This window comes from Limnohabitans sp. 15K (assembly GCF_002778285.1).
Taxonomy (GTDB): Bacteria; Pseudomonadota; Gammaproteobacteria; order Burkholderiales; family Burkholderiaceae_C; genus Limnohabitans_A.
The window spans coordinates 12,850-33,913 of record NZ_NESM01000006.1 but is presented as its reverse complement, the minus strand read 5'-3'; the positions used below and the strand labels follow the sequence as shown (position 1 = coordinate 33,913).

At 60.0% G+C, this 21,064-nt stretch carries 18 protein-coding genes; 6 read left to right on the top strand and 12 right to left on the bottom strand.

Going from position 1 to position 21,064, the window contains the following annotated elements:
* The first annotated feature begins 10 nt into the window (after positions 1–10).
* Entirely contained in the window at positions 11–1,600 is a 1,590-nt protein-coding gene (locus B9Z40_RS15675; RefSeq protein ID WP_100174302.1) for an indolepyruvate oxidoreductase subunit beta family protein, read from the top strand.
* A 53-nt stretch (positions 1,601–1,653) separates the two neighbouring features.
* Positions 1,654–2,646 carry a tripartite tricarboxylate transporter substrate binding protein gene (locus B9Z40_RS15670; RefSeq protein WP_100174416.1) on the top strand — a complete coding sequence of 331 codons (993 nt, stop codon included), beginning with the start codon at positions 1,654–1,656 and terminating at the stop codon, positions 2,644–2,646.
* Positions 2,647–2,674: 28 nt separating this feature from the next.
* Here the strand turns inward: B9Z40_RS15670 and B9Z40_RS15665 are convergent, their stop codons facing one another.
* The 5 genes from B9Z40_RS15665 to B9Z40_RS15645 all read right to left on the bottom strand — a co-directional run bounded on the left by B9Z40_RS15665 (position 2,675) and on the right by B9Z40_RS15645 (position 8,080).
* Positions 2,675–3,346: a Crp/Fnr family transcriptional regulator gene (locus B9Z40_RS15665; protein ID WP_233204940.1), complete on the bottom strand. Its 672-nt coding sequence runs from the start codon at positions 3,344–3,346 to the stop codon at positions 2,675–2,677.
* A gap of 70 nt (positions 3,347–3,416) precedes the next feature.
* A complete protein-coding gene (locus tag B9Z40_RS15660) occupies positions 3,417–4,538 on the bottom strand; it encodes a kelch repeat-containing protein (protein ID WP_100174301.1) in 1,122 nt (373 codons plus the stop codon).
* A gap of 19 nt (positions 4,539–4,557) precedes the next feature.
* Positions 4,558–5,874 (bottom strand): glycerate kinase, encoded by a 1,317-nt coding sequence (locus B9Z40_RS15655; protein ID WP_100174300.1) that lies wholly within the window; start codon positions 5,872–5,874, stop codon positions 4,558–4,560.
* A 73-nt stretch (positions 5,875–5,947) separates the two neighbouring features.
* On the bottom strand, positions 5,948–6,937 hold the full coding sequence (locus B9Z40_RS15650; RefSeq protein WP_100174299.1) for a tripartite tricarboxylate transporter substrate-binding protein: 990 nt from the start codon (positions 6,935–6,937) through the stop codon (positions 5,948–5,950).
* A 78-nt stretch (positions 6,938–7,015) separates the two neighbouring features.
* The gene (locus B9Z40_RS15645) at positions 7,016–8,080 is read right to left on the bottom strand and encodes a tartrate dehydrogenase (protein WP_100174298.1); all 1,065 of its coding nucleotides are present in this window, start codon (positions 8,078–8,080) and stop codon (positions 7,016–7,018) included.
* 103 nt (positions 8,081–8,183) lie between these two features.
* Between B9Z40_RS15645 and B9Z40_RS15640 the strand changes: the two genes are divergently transcribed.
* Together B9Z40_RS15640 and B9Z40_RS15635 are read left to right on the top strand one after the other, a co-directional pair.
* Entirely contained in the window at positions 8,184–9,614 is a 1,431-nt protein-coding gene (locus B9Z40_RS15640; protein WP_100174297.1) for an 8-oxoguanine deaminase, read from the top strand.
* Between the two features lie 142 nt (positions 9,615–9,756).
* The gene (locus B9Z40_RS15635; RefSeq protein ID WP_100174296.1) at positions 9,757–10,359 is read left to right on the top strand and encodes a lysophospholipid acyltransferase family protein; all 603 of its coding nucleotides are present in this window, start codon (positions 9,757–9,759) and stop codon (positions 10,357–10,359) included.
* A gap of 89 nt (positions 10,360–10,448) precedes the next feature.
* On the opposite strand, the gene B9Z40_RS15630 is transcribed toward B9Z40_RS15635, so the two are convergent.
* Together B9Z40_RS15630 and xdhC are read right to left on the bottom strand one after the other, a co-directional pair.
* A complete protein-coding gene (locus tag B9Z40_RS15630; RefSeq protein WP_100174295.1) occupies positions 10,449–11,660 on the bottom strand; it encodes a urate hydroxylase PuuD in 1,212 nt (403 codons plus the stop codon).
* A 175-nt stretch (positions 11,661–11,835) separates the two neighbouring features.
* The gene (xdhC, locus tag B9Z40_RS15625; protein ID WP_199172587.1) at positions 11,836–12,591 is read right to left on the bottom strand and encodes a xanthine dehydrogenase accessory protein XdhC; all 756 of its coding nucleotides are present in this window, start codon (positions 12,589–12,591) and stop codon (positions 11,836–11,838) included.
* Between the two features lie 149 nt (positions 12,592–12,740).
* Between xdhC and B9Z40_RS15620 the strand changes: the two genes are divergently transcribed.
* Complete coding sequence (locus tag B9Z40_RS15620) at positions 12,741–13,274, top strand: hypothetical protein (protein WP_100174293.1); 534 nt, start codon at positions 12,741–12,743, stop codon at positions 13,272–13,274.
* A gap of 19 nt (positions 13,275–13,293) precedes the next feature.
* Here the strand turns inward: B9Z40_RS15620 and B9Z40_RS15615 are convergent, their stop codons facing one another.
* The 5 genes from B9Z40_RS15615 to xdhA all read right to left on the bottom strand — a co-directional run bounded on the left by B9Z40_RS15615 (position 13,294) and on the right by xdhA (position 20,083).
* The gene (locus B9Z40_RS15615) at positions 13,294–14,520 is read right to left on the bottom strand and encodes an MFS transporter (protein ID WP_233204939.1); all 1,227 of its coding nucleotides are present in this window, start codon (positions 14,518–14,520) and stop codon (positions 13,294–13,296) included.
* Positions 14,521–14,638: 118 nt separating this feature from the next.
* Positions 14,639–15,913 carry an MFS transporter gene (locus B9Z40_RS15610; protein ID WP_199172582.1) on the bottom strand — a complete coding sequence of 425 codons (1,275 nt, stop codon included), beginning with the start codon at positions 15,911–15,913 and terminating at the stop codon, positions 14,639–14,641.
* A gap of 78 nt (positions 15,914–15,991) precedes the next feature.
* Positions 15,992–16,174 (bottom strand): hypothetical protein, encoded by a 183-nt coding sequence (locus B9Z40_RS15605; protein WP_100174292.1) that lies wholly within the window; start codon positions 16,172–16,174, stop codon positions 15,992–15,994.
* 75 nt (positions 16,175–16,249) lie between these two features.
* Positions 16,250–18,610: a xanthine dehydrogenase molybdopterin binding subunit gene (gene xdhB / locus B9Z40_RS15600; protein WP_100174291.1), complete on the bottom strand. Its 2,361-nt coding sequence runs from the start codon at positions 18,608–18,610 to the stop codon at positions 16,250–16,252.
* Positions 18,611–20,083, bottom strand: a complete 1,473-nt coding sequence (gene xdhA / locus B9Z40_RS15595) for a xanthine dehydrogenase small subunit (protein ID WP_100174290.1) — start codon at positions 20,081–20,083, stop codon at positions 18,611–18,613.
* A 141-nt stretch (positions 20,084–20,224) separates the two neighbouring features.
* Here xdhA and B9Z40_RS15590 point away from each other — a divergent pair, with 141 nt between their 5' ends.
* Positions 20,225–21,043 (top strand): PPK2 family polyphosphate kinase, encoded by an 819-nt coding sequence (locus B9Z40_RS15590; RefSeq protein WP_100174289.1) that lies wholly within the window; start codon positions 20,225–20,227, stop codon positions 21,041–21,043.
* Positions 21,044–21,064 lie beyond the last annotated feature (21 nt).

The following is a 21,064-nucleotide window of genomic DNA, read 5'->3' as shown; positions in this document are numbered from 1 at the left end:
GAAAAACACCATGACCCAACCGATTTCCATTTTGTTGTGCGCCCTGGGCGGCGAAGGCGGCGGCGTGCTGGCCGACTGGCTGGTCGACGTGGCCCGCCACGCAGGCTACCCGGCGCAAGCCACCTCCATTCCTGGCGTGGCGCAACGCACCGGGGCCACCACCTATTACCTCGAGGTCTACCCCCTGCCCCACAGCCAACTGCAAGGCCGCTTGCCGGTACTGGGCCTGAACCCGCTACCTGGGCGACTGGACGCGCTGGTGTCTTCCGAGTTGCTGGAAACCGCACGCCAAATTGGCAATGGCCTGGCTTCAAGCGACCGCACACTGGTGATCAGCGCCTCGTCGCGGGCACTCACCACCGCCGAGAAGATGACCATGGGCGATGGCCGCCGCCCTGAAGGTCCGCTGCTCGATGTGGTGGCCGCGCACAGCCAGCGCCACCATGTGATGGACATGGCCAGCCTGTGCCAGCAAAGCGGCACTATGGTCAGCGCCGTCATGTTGGGGGCCATTGCGGGCAGTGGCTTGCTGCCTTTTGCACGGTCGCATTACGAGGCCGTGTTGGCGGGCCCCAGCAGCTCGGCTAAAGCCAGCTTGCGCGGCTTTGCACTGGCCTTTGATGTGGTCACGCGCCAGCGCGAGCAGGCGCAGTATGTCGAGCATGTGATGAAGCCTGCTGTGGCTGCGCCCTCTACATCTGAATCTTCATCGGCTGCCCTGCCTGCAGATGTGGCCGCCAAGTTTCCCGCCGTGCTGCACCCCCTCATGGGCTTGGCGCACCAGCGCTTGCTGGAGTACCAAGGCCCAGCCTATGCCCACCTGTATGTGCAGCGGCTCGAACGCCTGCTGAATGCGGAATCCAACTCACCCGACAGCACCCGCCCAGTGACCGCTGAGACCACCCGCTGGCTGGCCCTGTGGATGGCGTTTGACGACATCATCCGGGTGGCCGACCTGAAAAGCCGTGCCAGCCGCTGGGACCGCGTGACGCAAGAGGTCAAGGCCAAAGAAGGCGATGTGCTCAAGGTGTACGACCACTTCAAGCCCGGCGTGCCCGAGCTGGCCGCCCTGTTGCCACAAAGCCTGGCCAACCTTCTGCTGCGCTGGGACCGCGCCCGCGTGGCCAGAGGCCTTGCGCCATGGTCCATGCCGCTCAAGGTGGCACGGCATGCGCTGTGGGGCATGGCCAGCTTGCGCCTCTTGGCCAGCCTGCGCGTGATTCGCCCCCTGGGCAGCCGCTATGCCACCGAACAAGCCTTGATCGAAGAATGGCTGGGCGGCATCGAGGCGGCCACACGCCTCTCACCCGCTTTGGGTCTGGAGTTGGCGCGTTGCGGGCAGCTCATCAAAGGCTACGGCAGCACCAACGAGCGCGGCAAAGACAACCTGCTGCACATCCTGCGCCATGTGTGTGGCCCAGCCTCCAAAGTGCCTGTCGCCGAGCAAGCTGAGGCCGTGACCCGCATTCGCAACGCAGCCTTGCAAGACGAAGCCGGTCAAGCGCTCGACCAAGCCTTGCTGCAACACGGCGCGCCAGCCCGCCCCGTGAAAGAACAACCCGTGCTCTGGATGAAAAATCCGAGACTGCAAAAAAACTGATGCTGCGGCATCATGGTCAGACAAAAACCAACAACCACCATCAGGAGACAAGCATGAAAAAAACCGGTTTATTCACCCGCCGAGGACTGGTCACCACACTGGCCGCAATCATCACTGGCCCGGCCTTGTGCCTGAGCGCCGCCGCGCAAAGCTGGCCCACCAAGCCGGTCAAGATCGTGGTCAACTTTCCGCCGGGTGGCGCGGCCGACCAGATTGCCCGCGCCATTGGCGTACCGCTGGGCGAGGCACTGGGCCAGCCGGTGGTGGTCGAAAACCGGGGCGGTGCCAATGGCAATTTAGGTGGTGAGGTAGTCGCCAAATCACCAGCCGACGGCTACACGCTTCTCATGAGCTCCGGCGGCATGGTGTCGGTCAACCCGCACATCTACGCCCGCATGCCCTTTGACCCGGCCAAAGACCTGGTGGCCGTGGCCTCGGCCGCCCGTGTGCTGGTGTTTTTGGTGGCCAAGCCCAACTTTCCGGCCAACACCATTCAAGAATTTTTGGCCCATGTGAAGGCCAACCCCGGCCGCTTGTCGTATGGCTCGGCAGGCAATGGCAGCTCGCCCCACTTGGCTGGCGAAATGATGAAAAGCCAAGCCGGTCTGTTTGCGGTGCATGTGCCCTACCGGGGTGCAGCTCCTGCGCTTCAAGATGTTCTGGCCGGTCAATTGGACTTTTACTTTGACCCCGGCATTGGCCTGGGCCAAGTGCGCGCAGGCAAACTCAAGCTGCTGGCTGTGGGCAGCATGAAGCGCTCGCCCCTGTTTCCGAACGTGCCCACCTTGGACGAAGCAGGTCTGAAAGGTTTTGATGCCGATTCGGTGTTTGGCTTTTACGCGCCTGCGGGCACCCCGGCCGATGTGGTCAACCGCGTCAACCGAGAAGTCAACAAAATTTTGAGCACGCAAGCCCTGAAAGACCGCATCCAAAACCTGGGCGGTGAGGCTCTACCCTTGACCCCTGCTGAGTTTGGTGCCCGTGCAGCGGACGACTCCAAACGCTTTGGTGCCATCATCCGCGAGCGCAAAATCGTGGGCGACTGACCCTCTAGGCCCGGACTTGGGGCCGGGCTCAAACCCCTGCCAAATCCCGCAAGGCTTGGGGATTGGGCAGACCCATCACACGGCCAGTGCCGCTGATCAGCTTTTGCTCCCTCAAATGGCGCAGTACGCGTGAAAAGGTTTCGGGTGCAATGCCCAATTGGGCGGCGATGGTGCGTTTGCGCTCGGTCAGCTTGACCATCAAGCGGCCCGTCTGGTCTACGGATGCGGCATGGCGCAACAGCCATTCAGCGCAGCGTGCATCGGCACTTTTAGCCAGTCTGTTCACCGCCATTTCCGTTTGTTGCCTTTGCGAACGGGCCATGTCCATGAGCAGATTGCGTGAGGCTTCGGGCAGGGCTTGCGCCTCGGCCAAAAAACAGGCAACACTCACGCAGCGCAACAGCACTTCGGTCTCGGCCACCGCATCGACCGCGTGGTGCAACCCCAACAGGCCTGAAGCGGCCTCCAGCCAGAAAGGGCCCTCCACCACGCCCAGCTGATGGGCCATGACGCCACCGACCATGATGCCCAGAACCACCCTGCCCTGCAAAACGTGCAAGATGTTTTCGACTGCGTCACCCCTGCGCAACAAAACGCTGCCCGTTGAAGCAGCCAAATCGTCCTTTGCACATTGGGCCGCAGAAAAAGGGAATGAGGGCAAAGTGTGTTCCAACATGATGACCCGAATTTGCCAGAGCATGTTGGACGGCCATTTGACTCACATCAATGCAGTCGCTCAATGCGAACAAATCGCCGGGGGGCCTTACCATTCAAGGCTGCAGTGTGAACGCCTCATGGACGGCAGATTGCACCCCACCGCCCAAAACGGCGCCTCCTCCCGCCACATAAATCCAGTCGCCAATGGCCACGGCACCTACAGCGTGGCGTGGGGTCGGCATGGCTGCATGAGACAGCCAAGAGTCGGTCTTGGGGTCATAACTCTCCATTTGACCAAACACGGTTTGCTGCCCAGGTCGGTTGATGATGCCGCCCTCACCGCCCATGGCAAAGAACCGGTCTCGGTAAATCACCAAGCCATGTCCAGACCTGGCACTGGGCATCGGGGCACGCAACTCCCAAGTGTCACGATCAGGCAGGTACACATGGTGCAGGGCCGTGTTGTATTCAAAGGTATTGAATCGCCCGCCCACCACATGGATGCGGTTTTGGTAGGCCACGCAGCCCACATGGTCGCGCGCACCTGGCAACGCTTTGCGCCGACTCCAGCTGTCGGTTTGGGGGTCGTAGACCTCGTGCCACCCCACACTGGCGCGCTCTTCAGTGGGGGACGAAGCACCGCCAATCAAATGCACCTTGCCATTCAAGGCCATGGCCGCTGCTGCGCCGCGAGGTCGAGGCATAGGGGCCACACTTGACCATTTGTCTTGGCTCACGTCATACACATAGGCATGGGTATCGGGGTTGCGGTTTTGCTCAATGAAACCGCCAAAGGCGTAAATGCGTCCATCCAAAGTGACCACCGCCACATGGTTGGCACCACGCGGCAATGCCGCTGCGTTGTGCCACACATCGGTCGAGGGGTTGTACACATGGTGGTAACCACGGTCTACACGCCCTTCGCCGTATCCGCCAATGACATGCAGACGCCCTGCCGACTCGGTAGCCCAGGCCATCTCACTGCGTGGAATCGGCAGCGCTGCTCTGGCCAGCCAACGACCTTTGGGGCCTTGGGGGGCCGGGCTGTCGAAAGAACGCTGTGCTGTTTGATCTGCCGTCAAATGGTGCGGTTGACCCCCCTGTAGCCGCGCATAAGGTTCTGCAGCGGAAGGCAATACCGGCAAATCGGGGTGATGGTGGTGTGGCTGAGAAAAAGCCGCGTCGACTGCCAGTGTCGATGCGGCTGCAAAGAATGTTCTGCGACTGATGGACATGCCCTGTCTCCTTCAAAAATTACAGCACCAGCAACACCCGGAAATCGTTCACATTGGTGTGTGTGGGGCCGGTGATCACCAAGTCACCCAAGGGCTCAAAAAAACCATAGGCGTCGTTGCGTTGCAGGTGGTCAGCCACTTTGTGACCCAAAGCCGCTGCCCGCTCCAAAGTATCAGGTGTCACTTGAGCACCTGCGTTGTCTTCGATGCCGTCGATGCCGTCGGTGTCAGCAGCCAATGCCCACACCCCCGGCTGGCCTTGCAAAGCCTCGGCCAAGCCCATGCAAAACTCACCTGCCCGTCCACCGCGCCCACGGGGTGTGCCCGCAGGCTGGGGCTTGATGGTCACAGTGGTTTCGCCACCGCTCAAAATCACACAGGGCTTTTGGAAGGGCCCCAGGCCTTTGGCCGCGGCCCGCGCCAGCGCCGCGTGCACCTTGGCCACCTCACGCGACTCTCCCTCGATTTCGTCGCTCAGAATGTACGCGTTCAGGCCTTGGGCTCGGGCTGCCTCGGCTGCAGCCTGCAGCGATTGCTGCGGTGTGGCGATCATGTTGACGCTGTGGCCCGCAAACACAGGCGAGCCGGGTTTGGGCGTTTCCCAAGTCCCCGAACGCAAAGCCTGTGACACCTCAGGCGGCACCGCAATGGCGTAACGCTGCAAAATAGCCAAGGCATCTGCGCAGGTGCTGGCATCCGGCACCGTGGGGCCACTCGCGATGATGGACGGGTCATCGCCCGGCACATCGCTGATGGTGAGTGTGACCACCCGTGCAGGACTGCACGCCGCCGCCAAACGACCGCCCTTGATGCGAGACAGGTGCTTGCGCAGGCAGTTCATCTCGGCAATGTTGGCCCCGCTGGCCAGCAACTGGCGGTTGATGTCTTGTTTGAGGTTCAGACTGATGCCGTCTGCAGGAAGCGTCAACAACGCTGAGCCGCCACCCGAAATCAGGCACAGCACCAGATCGTCGGCTGTCAGACCTTGTGTCAATTCCAAAATCCGCTCGGCCGCGTTCAAACCCGCCGCATCGGGCACAGGGTGCGCCGCCTCAACCACCTCGATGCGCTCAGTCAAACCGGCTGGGCGTGGTGGTGTGTGGCCATAACGCGTGACCACCAACCCTGAGAGCGGTGCGTCTTGTGGCCACAAGGCCTCTACAGCCTGCGCCATCGCGCCCCCGGCTTTACCGGCGCCCAGCACCAAGGTGCGGCCTTTTGCAGGATCTGGCGGTGCTGGCAAATGGGCAGCGGTGTTGTGCAGGGGCAAGGCACGTTGCACGGCCACTTCGTAGAGGTGGCGCAGCAGGGCAAGAGGGTCAATCGTGTCTGGCATGTTGCAAGTCAGGTGAATATCGATGGAGGATAAACGCATTCACCCCTCAGGCACGCAGGCGTCAAGGCCACTTTCAATCGGCGTACACACCAGCCGACTTGATGATCGGTGCCCACTTGCTCACTTCAGACAACACAAAGGCTTTGTGGGCCGCCGGGTCGTTGCGCGCATCGTTGATGACGGTGGCACCACCAGCATCCTGCTTGCGGATGAAATCGGGGTCTTTGACGGCGACCTTGAGGGCGTCATTGAGCTTTTTCAAAACGGCAACCGGTGTGCCTTTGGGTGCGTACAGGCCTTGCCAAATCGTGACAGAGAAGTCTTTCAGGCCTGCCTCTTGCATGGTGGGCATGTCTTTCAACACGGGCGAAGTCAAACGCGTGGGCGTGGTCACCGCGAACGATTTAACCTTCTTGCCTTCGATCTGCGGGATGGTGGTGGTGGTCTGGTCACACATCAGATCCACCTGACCACCGATCAGGTCGGTCATGGCCGGAGCCGTGCCTTTGTAGGGCACCGAAGTCATGTCCACCTTGAGCGTGGATTGAAACAACATGCCGCACAGGTGCGAAGCCGAACCAGGCCCGGCATTGGCGATGTTGATCTTGCCTTTGTTGGCGTTGATCCAAGTCACCAGTTCGGCCATGTTGTTGGCCGGCAAGCTGGGTCGGCCGATCAGGTTCATGGGGTTTTCGCTGACCAGGCCCAAGTGCTCGAAGTCCTTCTCGACGTTGTAAGGCAAGGTGCGAAAAAAGCTGGGCAAGGTGGCTTGGGCAATGTGGGTGAACAAAAGCGTGTAACCGTCGGCTGCCGCCTTGGCCACCTTGTTGGCACCGATCGAGCCAGAAGCGCCTGCCGAGTTGTCGATCACGATGCTGTGCCCGCCCATGGCCTTGCTCATGGACTGGGCCAAGTCCCGTGCAGCTTTGTCGGTGGGACCACCTGCCGCATAAGGCAATACGAAAGTGATCGTTTTATTGGATGCGGGGTAGTCTTGCGCAAACGCGTTCGCGGACAAGAGCAAAGCACAAGCGAAAGAAACCGGCAGAAACTTGGAGCGCATGTTCAGACCTTTCAAACATTGAGGTAAAAAAATGATTCACCACCCAAGAGCAAACGGGTGTGGGCTCGTATCACGGTGTCAAGCCAAAGCTTTGCAAACCGCCTGGGTGACATCGTCCGTTCGGGCTTGGCCACCCAGGTCACCTGTGTGCAAGGCCGGGTTGCCGGTGACACCCTCGATGGCCGCCATCAGCCGTTGGGCCGCAGCTTGTTCGCCCAAGTGCTCTAGCAGCATGACACAACTCCAAAAAGTTCCTATAGGGTTTGCCAACCCCTTGCCCATGATGTCAAAGGCCGAACCGTGGATGGGCTCGAACATGCTGGGGTAGCGGCGCTCGGGGTCGATGTTGCCTGTGGGCGCAATTCCTAGGCTGCCTGCCAGCGCTGCGGCCAGGTCGCTCAAGATGTCGGCGTGCAGGTTGGTGGCGACGATGGTGTCCAGCGTGGCTGGTCGGTTGACCATGCGGGCGGTGGCGGCGTCCACCAGTTCCTTGTCCCACTTCACGTCAGGAAATTCTTTGGAAATTTGCACCGCGATTTCGTCCCACATCACCATCGCATGGCGCTGGGCATTGGATTTGGTCACAACGGTCAGGAGTTTGCGGGGGCGCGACTGCGCCAGTTTGAAGGCGTAGCGCATGATGCGTTCGACGCCAGCACGGGTCATGATGGACACATCCGTGGCCGCTTCGATCGGGTGGCCCTGGTGCACACGCCCCCCCACACCGGCATATTCGCCTTCGGAGTTTTCGCGCACGATGACCCAATCCAAGTCTTTGGGGGTGCATCGCTTGAGCGGTGCATCGATGCCAGGCAGGATGCGCGTCGGGCGCACGTTGGCGTACTGGTCAAAGCCCTGACAAATCTTCAGGCGCAGGCCCCACAGCGTGATGTGGTCGGGAATGTGCGGGTCACCCGCGGAGCCAAACAAAATCGCATCCATGTGGCGCAACGCATCCAGCCCATCTTTGGGCATCATCTCGCCGTGGGTCCGGTACCAGTCGCCTCCCCAGCCAAAGCTGGTGAACTCGAATTTGAAATTTTGGCTGGCTGCGGCCAAAGCTTGCAGGACTTTCTGGCCCGCGGGAATCACCTCTTTGCCAATGCCGTCTCCGGGAATGCACGCGATGTTGTAGGTCTTCATGGACTGTCTTTCAAAAAAAGTTCTGATCGACTTTAAGCGTTTGATGCCAAGACACAAGCCCACAGAGTTAAAGTGGCGACACTCCCCAAAACCCGCTTGTTTCATGACCACGCTGCTCATCCACCGCGCCCGCTGCATTGCCACACAAGACGATGTGAACACCGAACTGAAAGACGCCTCGCTCTTGATCCGCGACGGCCGGATCGAGCGCATCATTCCTGCCAGTCAAAACACCGACGAGCTGCTCAAGCAGGTCGACGAAGTGATCGACGCCCGACACCATGTGGTGGTGCCGGGCCTGATCAACACGCACCACCACATGTACCAGTCGCTCACGCGGGCGATTCCGTTGGTGCAAAACGCCGAGCTGTTTTCTTGGCTCAAAGGCCTGTACCCGATCTGGGTGGGCCTGACGCCCGAGATGGTGCGTGTGTCGGGCCAAGTGGCCATGGCCGAGTTGTTGCTCAGCGGTTGCACCACCAGCTCAGACCATTTGTACATTTACCCCAACGGCGTGCGGCTGGACGACAGCATCGAAGCGGCGCACACCATCGGCATGCGCTTCACGGCCACACGCGGCAGCATGAGCGTGGGCGAGAGCCAAGGCGGCTTGCCACCAGACCGCGTGGTCGAGCAAGAACCCGCCATCCTGAAAGAAACCCAGCGCCTGATCGAGACCTGGCACGACGCCAGCTTCGGCGCGATGACGCATGTGGCCGTGGCGCCCTGCTCGCCCTTCAGCGTGAGCCAGGACCTGATGCGTGAATCTGCAAAGCTCGCCCGTGCCCATGGCGTGCGCCTGCACACCCACCTGGCCGAAAACGACCACGACATCGCTTACACCAAAGAAAAGTTCAACTGCACCCCAGCGCAATACGCCGAGGACTTGGGATGGGTGGGCCACGACGTGTGGCACGCCCACGGCGTGAAGCTGGACGATGAAGGCACATACTTGTTTGCCCGCACGCGCACCGGCATTGCCCACTGCCCCTGCAGCAACATGCGCCTGGCAAGCGGCATCTTGCCGCTGCGCAAAATGCTCGACGCAGGCGTGCCGATTGGCTTAGGCGTAGACGGCAGCGCCAGCAACGACGCGGCGCACTTGCTGAACGAAGCGCGCCAAGCCATGCTGCTGGCGCGTGTGGGTCGAGCGATGGAACCACCGCGCGTCGAAGACGGGCGCACCGTGTTTGGTTGTGACCGAGGGCCCGCTGAGATGACACCCCGCGATGCTTTGCGATTGGCCACACGCGGTGGGGCTGAAGTGCTGGGGCGCGCCCATGAGTTGGGGCAAATCACCGAAGGCTATTGCGCTGACATCGCGATGTTCCGCACCGACACCCTGAGCATGGCGGGTGGCGCGGTGCACGACCCGGTGGGTGCGCTTTTATTGTGCGCCAGTGACAACGCCGACTACACCATCGTCAACGGGCGCTTGGTGGTGCGCCAAGGTGAGATCGCGACGGTGGACATGGGGCCGTTGATTGAGCGGCATAACCAGTTGGCGATGCAATTGGCGCTGGGGGCCTATTGATAAAGACACTTTTGCGTTGTCGGGCTTACGCCCTGGATGCGAGCGTCATTAATTGACCGCCATAATCCCTGTGCGTTTCGTTCGACAATGATTCAAGGCATCTGTCATCCAACGAATTTTTTCATCAACAGATCAGCCTTTTATGCACCGCACCATTTTTGACACACCGATCGTGAACACGGTCTTGAGATCGGGCTCCTCGGTTTTTCTCAAGTGGACAGGCTGGACTGTGCAGGGGGCGTTGCCGCCGGGCATCGAAAAGTGCGTGGTCATTGCCGCGCCCCACACCAGCAATTGGGACCTGCCCTACACCCTGATGGTGGCGTATGTCTTGCGCCTGCAGATTTACTGGATGGGCAAAAGCAGCATTTTCTCGTTCCCTTTTGGTCCGATCATGCGCTGGCTGGGCGGCATTGCGGTGAACCGCACACAAGCGAACAACTTGGTGGACTCTTGCGCACAAGAACTGGTCAAATCCGAAGGTGCGGTGCACCTGGTGGTGCCGCCCGAAGGCACTCGCAGCAAAACCCGCTATTGGAAAACCGGTTTTTATTACATCGCACTGCAAGCGCAAGTGCCCATCGTGATGGCTTACATGGACTATTCACGCAAGGTGAGCGGCTTGGGGCCTTTGTTCTACCCCACGGGGGACATCGATAAAGACATGGTCGCCATCAAAGCGTTTTATGCGCCCTTCAAGGGCAAAAACGCAGACCAGTTTGAAACACCACCCGAGAACCACTAACGCTTAAAACTCAAGGCCACTCATGGGCCTTGACTTCGGAAGTTGGTTAGAAGTCGACATGGCTCCTCGAGGCCATGTCACTGGTTTCATCAATCGGTCTTGGCACCTGCCTGAAACCAGCGACCGATCAGGGCGCGGTCATCTTCGGTCAGACCTGTGGCGTTGCCCATGGGCATTTGCTTGGTCACCACCACCTGCTGGTACATGTTTTGCGCGTTTTGCTTGATCAAATCGGGGCTGTCCAGGCGCACGTTTTTCATTTGCACCTGCGCACCGTGGCAGCCGATGCAGTGCTGACCCACGAGGCTTTGCACTTGAGCAAAACCCACCGGCTGTGCAGGCACTGCAGAGACTTTAGGCGGCGCAGGCCGCAAGGCCACGATCACACCCAAAATCATCACCACACCCACTGCTGCAAAAGGCCAAGGGTTGGCGGCGCGGCCCAAGTGAAAGGCGTGGCGCTGCACAAAGAACTGGCGAATCAAGGCACCCGCCAGCATCATCACAAACAGCAGCACCCAGCGGTGCTCATGGGTGTACAAAAAGCTGTAGTGGTTGCTCAACATCGCAAAGATGACGGGCAGGGTGAAATAGGTGTTGTGCACACTGCGCTGCTTGCCACGCTTGCCGTGGATGGCCAAAGCATTGGCGTCATACGTTTCACCAGAGGTCATGGCGGCCACCACTTTGCGCTGGCCGGGGATGATCCAGAAAAACACGTTGGCGCTCATGGCGGTCGCGATCATGGCGCCCACCAGCAAAAAGGCTGCGCGGCCTGCAAACAATTCATTGGCCAGCCATGCACAAAACGCCACGACCACGATCATCAGGCCTGCGACGATCAACTCGCCGTTTTTGCGAAAACCGAACACGCGGCAAATGCTGTCATAGACCAACCAAAAGGCCACCAGCAGCCCTACGGCCGCCGATCCGGCCACCACGGGCGTCCATGCCATCAGCGACTTGTCGATCAGGAAAGTGCCCGCGTTGTAGAGGTAGAGCACGGTGAACAGCGCAAAGCCACTCAGCCAAGTGGAGTAACTTTCCCAATAAAACCAATGCAGCTTGGTGTGGATGATCTTGGGCGCGACCATGTACTTTTGCGGGTTGTAAAAACCGCCGCCGTGCACCGCCCACATCGCGCCGCCCACGCCTTTTTCGAGCAGGTCGGGCGAATTGGGTTTTTGCAGGTTGTTGTCGAGAAAGACAAAGTAGAACGAGGAGCCAATCCAGGCGATGGCGGTGATGACGTGCACCCATCGCAACAACAAATTGGCCCATTCCAGAAAATACGATTCCATGAAGGATTCTCCAACCTGCTCACCACCGCGGGCCCTGTGAGCGGGTATTCGGTCGCGAACATGAACCTGAAGATCCTTGCGCCGCTGCGACCAGTGCACTGAAGTGTATACAGTTTAAGTGGCCGAATCCAGCATTCCTTGGCGCTGCTGGCCTAGGGAAAACCATTGACAGGCTTCAAAGCAATTGCAAAAGTTGTGCAGCCACCGCCACCGCGATCACCTCGGGCTCCTTGCCAGCGATGCCGGGAACACCAATGGGGCATGTAATGCGGGCGATTTCTTCTGCCGCAAAACCCCGGTCCTCCAAGCGGTGCCGAAAGGTGGCCCATTTGGTTTGGCTGCCAATCAGGCCCACAAAAGGCAAGTCATCCCGCTCACGCAGGCGCTTGAGGCAAGCCACCACAATGTCCAGGTCTTCTGCATGGCTAAAGCTCATGATCAGCACTCGGCTGCCTGAGGCCAGATCGGCCACGGCCGCTTGCACCGGATTGGAGTGTTCGCAATCCACGCCAGCGGGCACATCCACCGGGAAAATTTCGTCGCGGCTGTCAATCCAGCGCACAGCAAAGGGCAATGACGCCAGCGTTTGTACCAAAGCCTTGCCCACATGACCGCCCCCAAAAAGCGCCAAGGGCGTCTGGGGTGGCATCAACTGCGTGCGTAACCGTTGGACATCGGCAGCGCTGACACGCTCAAAACTGAGATCCACAGCCCCGCCGCAGCACTGCCCCAAACTGGGGCCCAAGACTTGGCGCAAGTCCGTTTGCTGGGTTTGCCCCGTCAGCAAAAGCCGTGCATGCGCCAAGGCCTGAAACTCCAAGTGTCCACCACCAATCGTGCCCCACTCACCCTGTGCGAACACCACCATGCGCGTACCGGGCCCACGAGGCACAGAGCCCTGCGTGGCTTGCACAGTCACCACCACCGCCATCTCTGTCTTCAGCCGTTTGAGGGCCTGCTCAATCCAATTCACGCTTTTACTTCCAGTCAAAGTTGGGGGATGTGGCTGACTTGCTCATCAGGCCGTGAGGGTGCCACAATCCACACCACCTCTGAGTATGCCAAGGACTAGGGCTCACCATGAAACCACGCTTGCAATCTCTTCACAGACCTCTCGGTCACAGCTTGTGGGCTCTAAGCGCCGTGGCTTTCGCTTGGCTCAGTGGCTGCAGCAGCCCACCCGCACCCGTGAAACCAACGGCAACGTCTGCGCCGGCACTCGTGACGCCTGCAGCCAAAGTACCCGAAAAAATTGTCGAGCCCAGCGGTCCCACATCACTGGCCCGCAGCAGCAAAGAATATCGCAAGGACGCTGCCAGCCATTTGTATGGCCTGCATGCACACCGCATTTACAAAGGCCGCATGCCCCCCATGCTCGAAGCCGTCGGGGTTTTGAATGTGGACATCGATCAAAAGGGTTCTGTCAAAGCCGTCAACTGGATGCGTGCACCCAAACATGCACCCCATGTCATGGCCGAAATTGAACGCATGGTCAAAACCTCTGCGCCCTATCCGGTTCCTAAAAACATGCGGCAAGTGACCTACACCGATGTGTGGCTTTGGCACAAAAGCGGGAAATTCCAGCTCGATACCTTGACCGAGGGTCAAGACTGAGGCCCTGAATCACGGACCGTCATGCGACAGCAGATTGTTCGTGCGCTGCGCCAGGCAGCAAGGTCAAAATGAGGGTAGTGGCCACCGAAAAGCCCGCCAGCAGCAAAAGCGAGTTGCCAAAGCCCATGGCCTTGACCACCGGCCCCAAGGCCCAGACCGACAAGGAGCTGACCGCGAACGACACGCCTAAGCGCATGCCCGATACGCGGGAACGCAGACGGTCGTCCACATAGCGAGCGATCATAAAATCGGTGAAGGGAATCGCCCCGAAGATGAACACCATGACCCCAATCAGCGCCGCAAACAGCCACCAGCCCTGCGCCTGAGAGGCCAGCACCAGCATGGGAATCTGCGCCATGACCATGAACATGAAAAAGCGCTTGAGTGGGAATCGGTTGATCAGGTGCCCCACCACCACTTGGGCCACCGAGGCCACGGCGTACACCAGCGCCAGCAACAGGCCTAAGCTGGCAGAATCTTCCATCACGCCTTTGAAGCGCTCGGTGATCAAGGGCCCGTTGCCGTTGGTGGTGAAGTTGAACAACACGCTGCTGGTCACAGCGGCCGCTGTCATCACAACCAGGGCTCGGGCCAGCAGGGGTGCAGGCAGGCTGACTTTGGCGCCGCCTTTGCGCTTGGCGGGGGAAGATATTTCCTGAGGGCAAGCGCGTGCAAAAACCCAGCCACACACCAGCGCCATGACGCCGGGCAAAACAAAAGCCGCACGCCAGCCCAACCACTGGATCAGAAAACCCGTGAGCAAAGCGGCAACCGCCACGCCCAAATTGCCCGCCAGGCCATTGAAGCCAATCGTCGCCCCCGGGTTAGACGAGCGCTCCAGCAACATCGGAATGCCCACCGGGTGGTAAATGGCCGCAAAAACGCCGATCAGCGTCAGACAGGCCGCCAGTTGCCAAGGCGTTTGAGCGAAGGCGGTCAAGATGGCGGCTGCGCCGATGCCAAAAAAGAAGATCAGCATCATGCTGCGGCGGCCCCACAAATCGCCCAAGCGCCCGGCGGGCAAAGAGCCCAGTCCGAACATGAAAAACGCACCCGCACCGTAAGGCATGAGGTCTTGCCACTGGGCCAGACCCATGTCAGCGGCGATGGTGCTGACCGCCGCCGCAAAGATCAGCAAGAACAGATGGTCCAGCGCGTGGGCGATGTTGAGCAAGCCCCGCACCACACGAGGGTGGTCGGCAGGTTGTTCGGTCATGGGGGCTGCAGAAGAGGTCAAGTTCGTCATGGTCAATTTCAGCTTTCAGACACGCTTACTTACCCGTGCCAGGATGCCCCAACACTGTGCGCCCAAAGCCACTTGAACGCTGTCGCTTGGGTCACAGCGGGGGCTCATCCAGCGCACATCACAAAGGCGCATTGGCCTGGGCTTTCCGGTCCCAAATGTGCGCACGCCAATACACGGCCATGGCCCCGGTCAAGAGCAGCCCCAAAGCCGAATACATGCCGGCTGTGGCCGCATAGCCCCAACTGTCAATCAGCGACCCCGACAACAGCAAGCCCAAAGGCAAGCCCCAGATGGCCAGCATGCGCATGCCCATCACCCGGCCCCGGTAGGCGGGCTCGGTGGCGCGCAGCATCACAGCGGCCAGGGGCGTCATGCTCAGGCTTTGCGCCAGACCCGCCACCCACAACAAGGCCATGCCCACGCCCAGATGCGTGCTGAAGGCGAACAGCACATCCACCGCAAACCACACCGCTGCCGCCAGCACCATGGTTTGCGCGGCGCGAAAAGCAAAGCGGTGCGAACTGAGCACCACTGAGCCCACCAGCCCCCCAAATGCAAAGCTAGCCCCCAACCAGCCGAGGCCCGTCTGGTCGGTCAGGTAAATGTTCTTGGCCACATAGGGCAGCAAGCCCAAAGAAAAGGGAAAGGCCAGCAGGTTGACCAAGAACGCCAGCGCCATGGCCGCCATCAACACGGGACGGGTCCACACATAGCCAAAAGCCAGTTGCAAATCCCGTACGGGTGACAGGCGTGGAACATCGTTGACGGTTGTTTGCGCAGGCCCATCGGACACCCCGCGAGACAGCACAAAGCTGAGCATATAAAGCGCGGTGATCAGCGCGTAAGCCCAGGTCATGCCCAGCCAAGCGACCACACCCGCACCGGCCAATGCTCCCGCAATGCGGGCCGAATCCGAGGTGATGCGCGAAATGCCCAGTGTGCCCAGCAAATGCCGGGGCGGCAAAGTTTGTGCAATCAAGGCATTGCGCATCATCATGTCCGAGGGGCGCACCAGGCCTGCCAAAGCGGCCATGATCAACACGATCATGGGCGTGAGGGCTTGCGACCAAGCCAGCAGCATGAAGGCGGCGGCCAGCGCCGCATAGAGAGCTCGCGACAGGACCAGCATGCGGCGGTAACCCAGCCTGTCACCCGCCACGCCAAACATGGGCGAGACCAAAGAACCCAGGTACTGCAAGGAGCCAAACACCACCAGCATCATCACCGAGCCGGATTCGACCAGGATGAACCAGCCCAGTACGATGGACTCCATTTCGAAGGCCCAGGATGTGGCCAGATCGGCAGGCCACTGAAAGCGGAAACTCCGGACCTGGAACGGGTCTCGCCAGTGCATGGCGGGTGAAGGTTCAGCAGTGGATGCGGCCTGGCTCACAACCGTGGCCTTGTGCAGAACAAAGTATGGGTAAACAGCGCACGGCGGCCGGGGCACGGGCGCAGGCCGCTCATGCGCTCAATCCTGCCCGACGCGAGGCGACTGTGGGGAGGTGTCGCTCTTGGCAAGGCGGTCTGGCTGCGCCACAGGCTCAGCCATGAAACACATCTTCTCGCCATCCCAGCGCTGGCCGCACCAGCACAGGCCTTCGGCGTTGATGATGCAAGTGCCAGTGCCGCAGCACCGTGGATCGTCTGACATGGGCCTGCTCCTGTGGGCTGGATGAATCTAATCAAAAGGATGCCTGAAACTGCTTCAGGCATCCGCCTCAAGCCCTCACAACCCTGCAGTGGCCTTGGCTTTTTCGCACGCCATCAGGATGCGCTCGGGCGTGGCCGGTGCGTCCATGTACACCACGGCTTTGTGGTCGGCGCTGGCAGCCACCGCATCGCGCAAGGCAAAGAAGGCCGACAGACCCAGCATCAAAGGCGGCTCGCCCGTGGCCTTGCTGTTGAAAGGCGTGGGCTTGTTGTTTTGGTTTTCAAACAAGGACACTTTGAAGTGCTCTGGAATATCGCCTGCCACCGGAATTTTGTAAGTGCTGGGGCCGTGCGTGAGCAACTTGCCCTTCTTGTCCCAAATGCACTCTTCCATGGTGAGCCAGCCCATGCCTTGCACATAAGCGCCTTCGATTTGGCCTTTGTCCAATGCGGGGTTGATGCTGCGGCCCACGTCGTGCACGATGTCCACGGCCTTGAGCCACCACTCGCCAGTGCGGGTGTCGATTTCCACTTCACTCACGGCAGCGCCGTAGCAGTAGTAATAGAAAGCGCGGCCATTCAGGGTCGCGAAGTCGTATTTGATTTCGGGCGTCATGTAGAAGCCCGTGACCGACAAGCCCACACGCTCCATGTACGCTTGCTTGGTCACGTCAGCCCACTTCACAGCTTTACCGCCGCCGTGGACTTCGTTGTTCGCGAAAGTCACATCACCTTCAGCGCAACCCAACATGCGGGCAGCCACAGGCTTCAAGCGCTCACGCATTTGCATCGTGGCATTCATGATGGCCGCGCCGTTGATGTCAGCGCCGCTCGAAGCCGAAGTGGCCGAAGCGTTGGGTACTTTTTGCGAATCGGTCGCGGTGATGCGCACATGGTCCACGCTGATACCCAAACCATCGGCACAGACTTGCGCCATCTTGGTGTTCAGGCCCTGGCCCATTTCGGTGCCGCCGTGGTTGCAGCTGACCGAGCCGTCCATGTACACCACCAGCAACGCGCCGCCTTGGTTCAGGTGGGTGGCGGTGAAGCTGATGCCGAACTTCAAGGGCACAAGCGCCATGCCGCGCTTGCGGGTTTTGCTCTTGGCGTTGAAGGCTTGCACCGCCGCGCGGCGCTCGGCGTATTTGGATTCCTGCTCGACCTGATCGATCACCTTGTCACCCACCCAGTCTTCAATCAACTGGTTGTATTGGGTGGTCATGGTGTCGGGCGTGCCGCTGATGGCCGGGTCTTTGTAGAGGTTGAGCTTGCGCACTTGCAGTGGGTCTTTGCCCAAAGTCATCGCGATCTCGTCCATCACTGTTTCAATGCCGAACATGCCCTGTGGGCCGCCGAAACCACGGAAAGCGGTGGCGCTTTGCGTGTTGGTTTTGCAGCGGTGGCTCACCAGCTTGAGCGCAGGCAAATGGTAGGTGTTGTCGATGTGCAAGCAAGCACGGTCGTTCACCGGGCCCGAGTAGTCGGTGCTGTAACCGCAGCGTGACATCAGCGTGATGTCTGCGCCCAAGACGCGGCCGTTGTCGTCAAAACCCACTTCGTAGTCGATGCGGAAGTCGTGGCGCTTGCCAGTGATGGTCATGTCGTCATCGCGGTTCACGCGCAGCTTGACGGGCTTTTGCAGCTTGTGCGCGGCCAAAGCAGCGCTTTGGCTGAAGATGCTGGCGTTGCCTTCTTTGCCACCAAAACCACCACCCATGCGTCGGCAAATCACTTCGACGTCGTTGGTGTGCAGGTTCAGGGCGTGCGCGGCTTCGCGTTGGTTGCCGTCGGGGTGCTGGGTCGACACGTACAGCGTGAGCTGGCCGTCTTCTTTGGGCACTGCATAGGTAATTTGGCCTTCCAGATAGAACTGTTCTTGCTGGCCGGTGTTGGTGCTGCCCTTGATTTTGTGCGGCGCGTTGGCAATGGCCGACGCAGCGTCACCGCGGGTGATGCCTTTGGGCGGCATGATGAAGCTGCTCGCCGCCATCGCGTCTTCGATGGTCAAGATAGGCGTGAGTTCTTTCACCAGCACCTTGGCTTTTTTGGCGGCTTCGCGGGCGTAGAGCATCTCGCGCGCCACGACCACAGCCACGGCTTGGCCGATGAACTCGACCTTGCCTGCGGCCAGGAAAGGGTCGTCATGGATGATGGGGCCGCAGTTGTTTTCGCCGGGGATGTCTTTGGCGGTGTAAACGGCCACCACACCGTGTTCACGCAAGATGGCTTCGCGGTCGATGCCGTCGCCGATCAACTCGCCATGCGCCACGGGCGACAAGATGAGTGCGGCATACAAGGTGCCGGCGTGCTCAGGGATGTCGTCGATGTAGGTGGCAGAGCCCGTGACGTGCAGGTGCGCGGACTCGTGCACCAGCTCTTTGCCTTGCTGAACGCCCGAAACAGGCAGCAGGTTTTTGAGTGCGGTAGGAGCGTTCATTCAAGCCACCTCTTTCTGTTCTTCGATGAATTCAAGGGCCAAGTTGCGGGCAACCAAAGCACGGTAAGCCCATGTGGCGCGCAAGCCGTCACGCGCGGTGAAGCTGGCGGTGATCGCGGCGTCCAGATCGGCGGCTTTCACGTCCGAAGGCGACTTGCCCTCGAGCACGGCTTCCAGTTTGGGGGCACGGCAAGGCGATGGGGCCAGACCGTTATAGGCCAGCTTCACGCCGCTCAGCTTGCCGCCTTGCAGCGTGTAGCTGATGGCCGCGCAAGTGGCCGAAATGTCCTGTTCAAAACGCTTGCTCACCTTGTGGGCGCGGAACACCTGGCCTGACACGGGCTTGGGCAATTCCACAGCTTCGATGAACTCGCCGGGCTCCATCACGTTTTTCTTCATGCCCGTGTAGAAGTTGTCCAGCAGCACCTTGCGGGTTTTGTCGCCACGGCGCAGCACCAGGCTGGCACCCAGCGCCATCAGGCAAGGCATGGTGTCGCCAATCGGCGAGCCGTTGGCGATGTTGCCCGCCAGCGTGGCGGTCGACCGGATGGGGGGTGAGCCAAAGCGGCGCAGCACTTCGGTGAAGTCGGGGTAAGCCTGGGCCACCAGCGCTTCAACTTGAGTGAGCGACACGGCCGCGCCAATGCGCCAGGCGCTGGCGGTCTCGGTCACTTGGCGGAGTTCTTTGACGTTGCCCAGATACATGATGTGGTCAGGACGGCTGAACTGCTTGTTCACTTGCAAGCCAATTTCGGTGCTGCCTGCCAACAGGGTGGTGGTGGGGTTCTTGACCAGATAGTCGGCCACTTCGGCGATGGTGGCGGGGGAGACGAATTCATTGCCTTTGCGGGTGCGCACCACGGGCTGCACGATGATGTCGCCGTCCAGGCTCAGTGTCGGCACGCTGGCGCGTTGGATTTCTTTCAGCAGTGGCACATCGGCACTGTCGTCCAGTTTCAAAGCCTCGGGCTTGGCACAAGCCTTGGTGGCCGATTCAATGATTGGCTTGTAGCCGGTGCAACGGCACAGGTTGCCACTGAGCGAATCAGTGATCTGCTGGCGGTTGGGCATGGGCAAAACCTGCACCAAGTTCACCAGGCTCATCACGATGCCGGGCGTGCAAAAGCCGCACTGCGAGCCGTGGCACTTGATCATCTCTTCTTGCACGGGGTGCAGCGTGCCGTCGGCTTTTTTCAGGCTCTCGACGGTCTTGACCGATTTGCCGTCCAGCGAAGGCAGCAACTGTATGCACGAGTTGGTTGCCACATAGTCCACCCCGGTGCCTGCGGCGTTGAGTTCACCCACCATCACCACACAAGCGCCGCAATCGCCTTCTGCGCAGCCCTCTTTGGTGCCGGTGCGGTGGAGCTGCTCGCGCAGGTAATCCAGAACAGTGGTGGTGCGGCGTTCGCCCTGGGCTTCGACAATTTGGCCGTCGAGCACAAAGCGCACGGTGTTGGTGACTTGGGTCATGGTGCGGGGGGGTAAATAAACGGTAAGGCCTGATTTTAGTGAGTTGGCCCCAAGATGCCCAGCCCAGCAGGCGCTGGATAAAAAAATAGATCGGTGCGTCAGCTGACGGGCCTGAACTCACCAATTGCCTACACTGTCCAGATGCAATCCAAAGACTACACCCCTTGGTATATCTCTCCCAAGCGCTCATGCCAACTTTCAGACTTTGACACCGCGCCTCCGTCCAAAGAACGCCCCTCGGACAGTGAGTTGGATGACCACTTGGTCGACATGGGCGAAAAGCTCAATAAATTGCAAAGCACCCTGCACGCGGCGAAATCCAAGGGCTTGCTCGTTGTGTTCCAAGGCATGGACACCGCGGGCAAGGACGGCGTGATCCGCAGCGTTTTCAGCCACGTCAGCCCCTTGGGCGTTCGGGCCGAAGCTTTTGGCGTGCCCACCGAGTTGGACAGTCGGCATGACTTTTTGTGGCGCATCCACGCCAAAGCCCCAGCACTGGGCGAAATGGTGATTTTTAACCGCAGCCACTACGAAGATGTGCTGGTCACCCGCGTGCGGGGATTGATCGATGAGAAAACCTGCCAAAAACGCTTAGACAACATCTTGCACTTCGAGTCTTTGCTGCAAGACGCGGGCATCACCGTGTTGAAGTGCTACCTGCACATTTCCAAATCCGAGCAAAAGAAACGCTTGCAAGCCCGGCTGGACGACCCGCGCAAACATTGGAAGCTGCAAGCTTCGGATTTTGAAGACCGTGCCTTGTGGCCCAAATTCACCCAGGCCTACGAAGCGGCAATGGGTGCCACCAGCACGCCCGAATCCCCTTGGTACGTGGTGCCCGCCGACAACAAGTCCTACCGAGACAGTTTTGTCGCAGGGCTGATCGTGCAAACCCTGGAAAACATGAAACTGAAGACTCCGAAACCCACATTTGACCTGTCTAAAGTCAAATTGGCATAAGCCCGCCTCAAGTTAAACGGT

Coding starts and splice junctions, on each gene's coding strand:
- B9Z40_RS15675 (WP_100174302.1), top strand. CDS start 11: ATGACCCAACCGATTTCCATTTTGTTGTGCGCCCTGGGCGGCGAAGGC.
- B9Z40_RS15670 (WP_100174416.1), top strand. CDS start 1,654: ATGAAAAAAACCGGTTTATTCACCCGCCGAGGACTGGTCACCACACTG.
- B9Z40_RS15665 (WP_233204940.1), bottom strand. CDS start 3,346: ATGCTCTGGCAAATTCGGGTCATCATGTTGGAACACACTTTGCCCTCA.
- B9Z40_RS15660 (WP_100174301.1), bottom strand. CDS start 4,538: ATGTCCATCAGTCGCAGAACATTCTTTGCAGCCGCATCGACACTGGCA.
- B9Z40_RS15655 (WP_100174300.1), bottom strand. CDS start 5,874: ATGCCAGACACGATTGACCCTCTTGCCCTGCTGCGCCACCTCTACGAA.
- B9Z40_RS15650 (WP_100174299.1), bottom strand. CDS start 6,937: ATGCGCTCCAAGTTTCTGCCGGTTTCTTTCGCTTGTGCTTTGCTCTTG.
- B9Z40_RS15645 (WP_100174298.1), bottom strand. CDS start 8,080: ATGAAGACCTACAACATCGCGTGCATTCCCGGAGACGGCATTGGCAAA.
- B9Z40_RS15640 (WP_100174297.1), top strand. CDS start 8,184: ATGACCACGCTGCTCATCCACCGCGCCCGCTGCATTGCCACACAAGAC.
- B9Z40_RS15635 (WP_100174296.1), top strand. CDS start 9,757: ATGCACCGCACCATTTTTGACACACCGATCGTGAACACGGTCTTGAGA.
- B9Z40_RS15630 (WP_100174295.1), bottom strand. CDS start 11,660: ATGGAATCGTATTTTCTGGAATGGGCCAATTTGTTGTTGCGATGGGTG.
- xdhC (WP_199172587.1), bottom strand. CDS start 12,591: ATGGCGGTGGTGGTGACTGTGCAAGCCACGCAGGGCTCTGTGCCTCGT.
- B9Z40_RS15620 (WP_100174293.1), top strand. CDS start 12,741: ATGAAACCACGCTTGCAATCTCTTCACAGACCTCTCGGTCACAGCTTG.
- B9Z40_RS15615 (WP_233204939.1), bottom strand. CDS start 14,520: ATGACGAACTTGACCTCTTCTGCAGCCCCCATGACCGAACAACCTGCC.
- B9Z40_RS15605 (WP_100174292.1), bottom strand. CDS start 16,174: ATGTCAGACGATCCACGGTGCTGCGGCACTGGCACTTGCATCATCAAC.
- xdhB (WP_100174291.1), bottom strand. CDS start 18,610: ATGAACGCTCCTACCGCACTCAAAAACCTGCTGCCTGTTTCGGGCGTT.
- xdhA (WP_100174290.1), bottom strand. CDS start 20,083: ATGACCCAAGTCACCAACACCGTGCGCTTTGTGCTCGACGGCCAAATT.
- B9Z40_RS15590 (WP_100174289.1), top strand. CDS start 20,225: ATGCAATCCAAAGACTACACCCCTTGGTATATCTCTCCCAAGCGCTCA.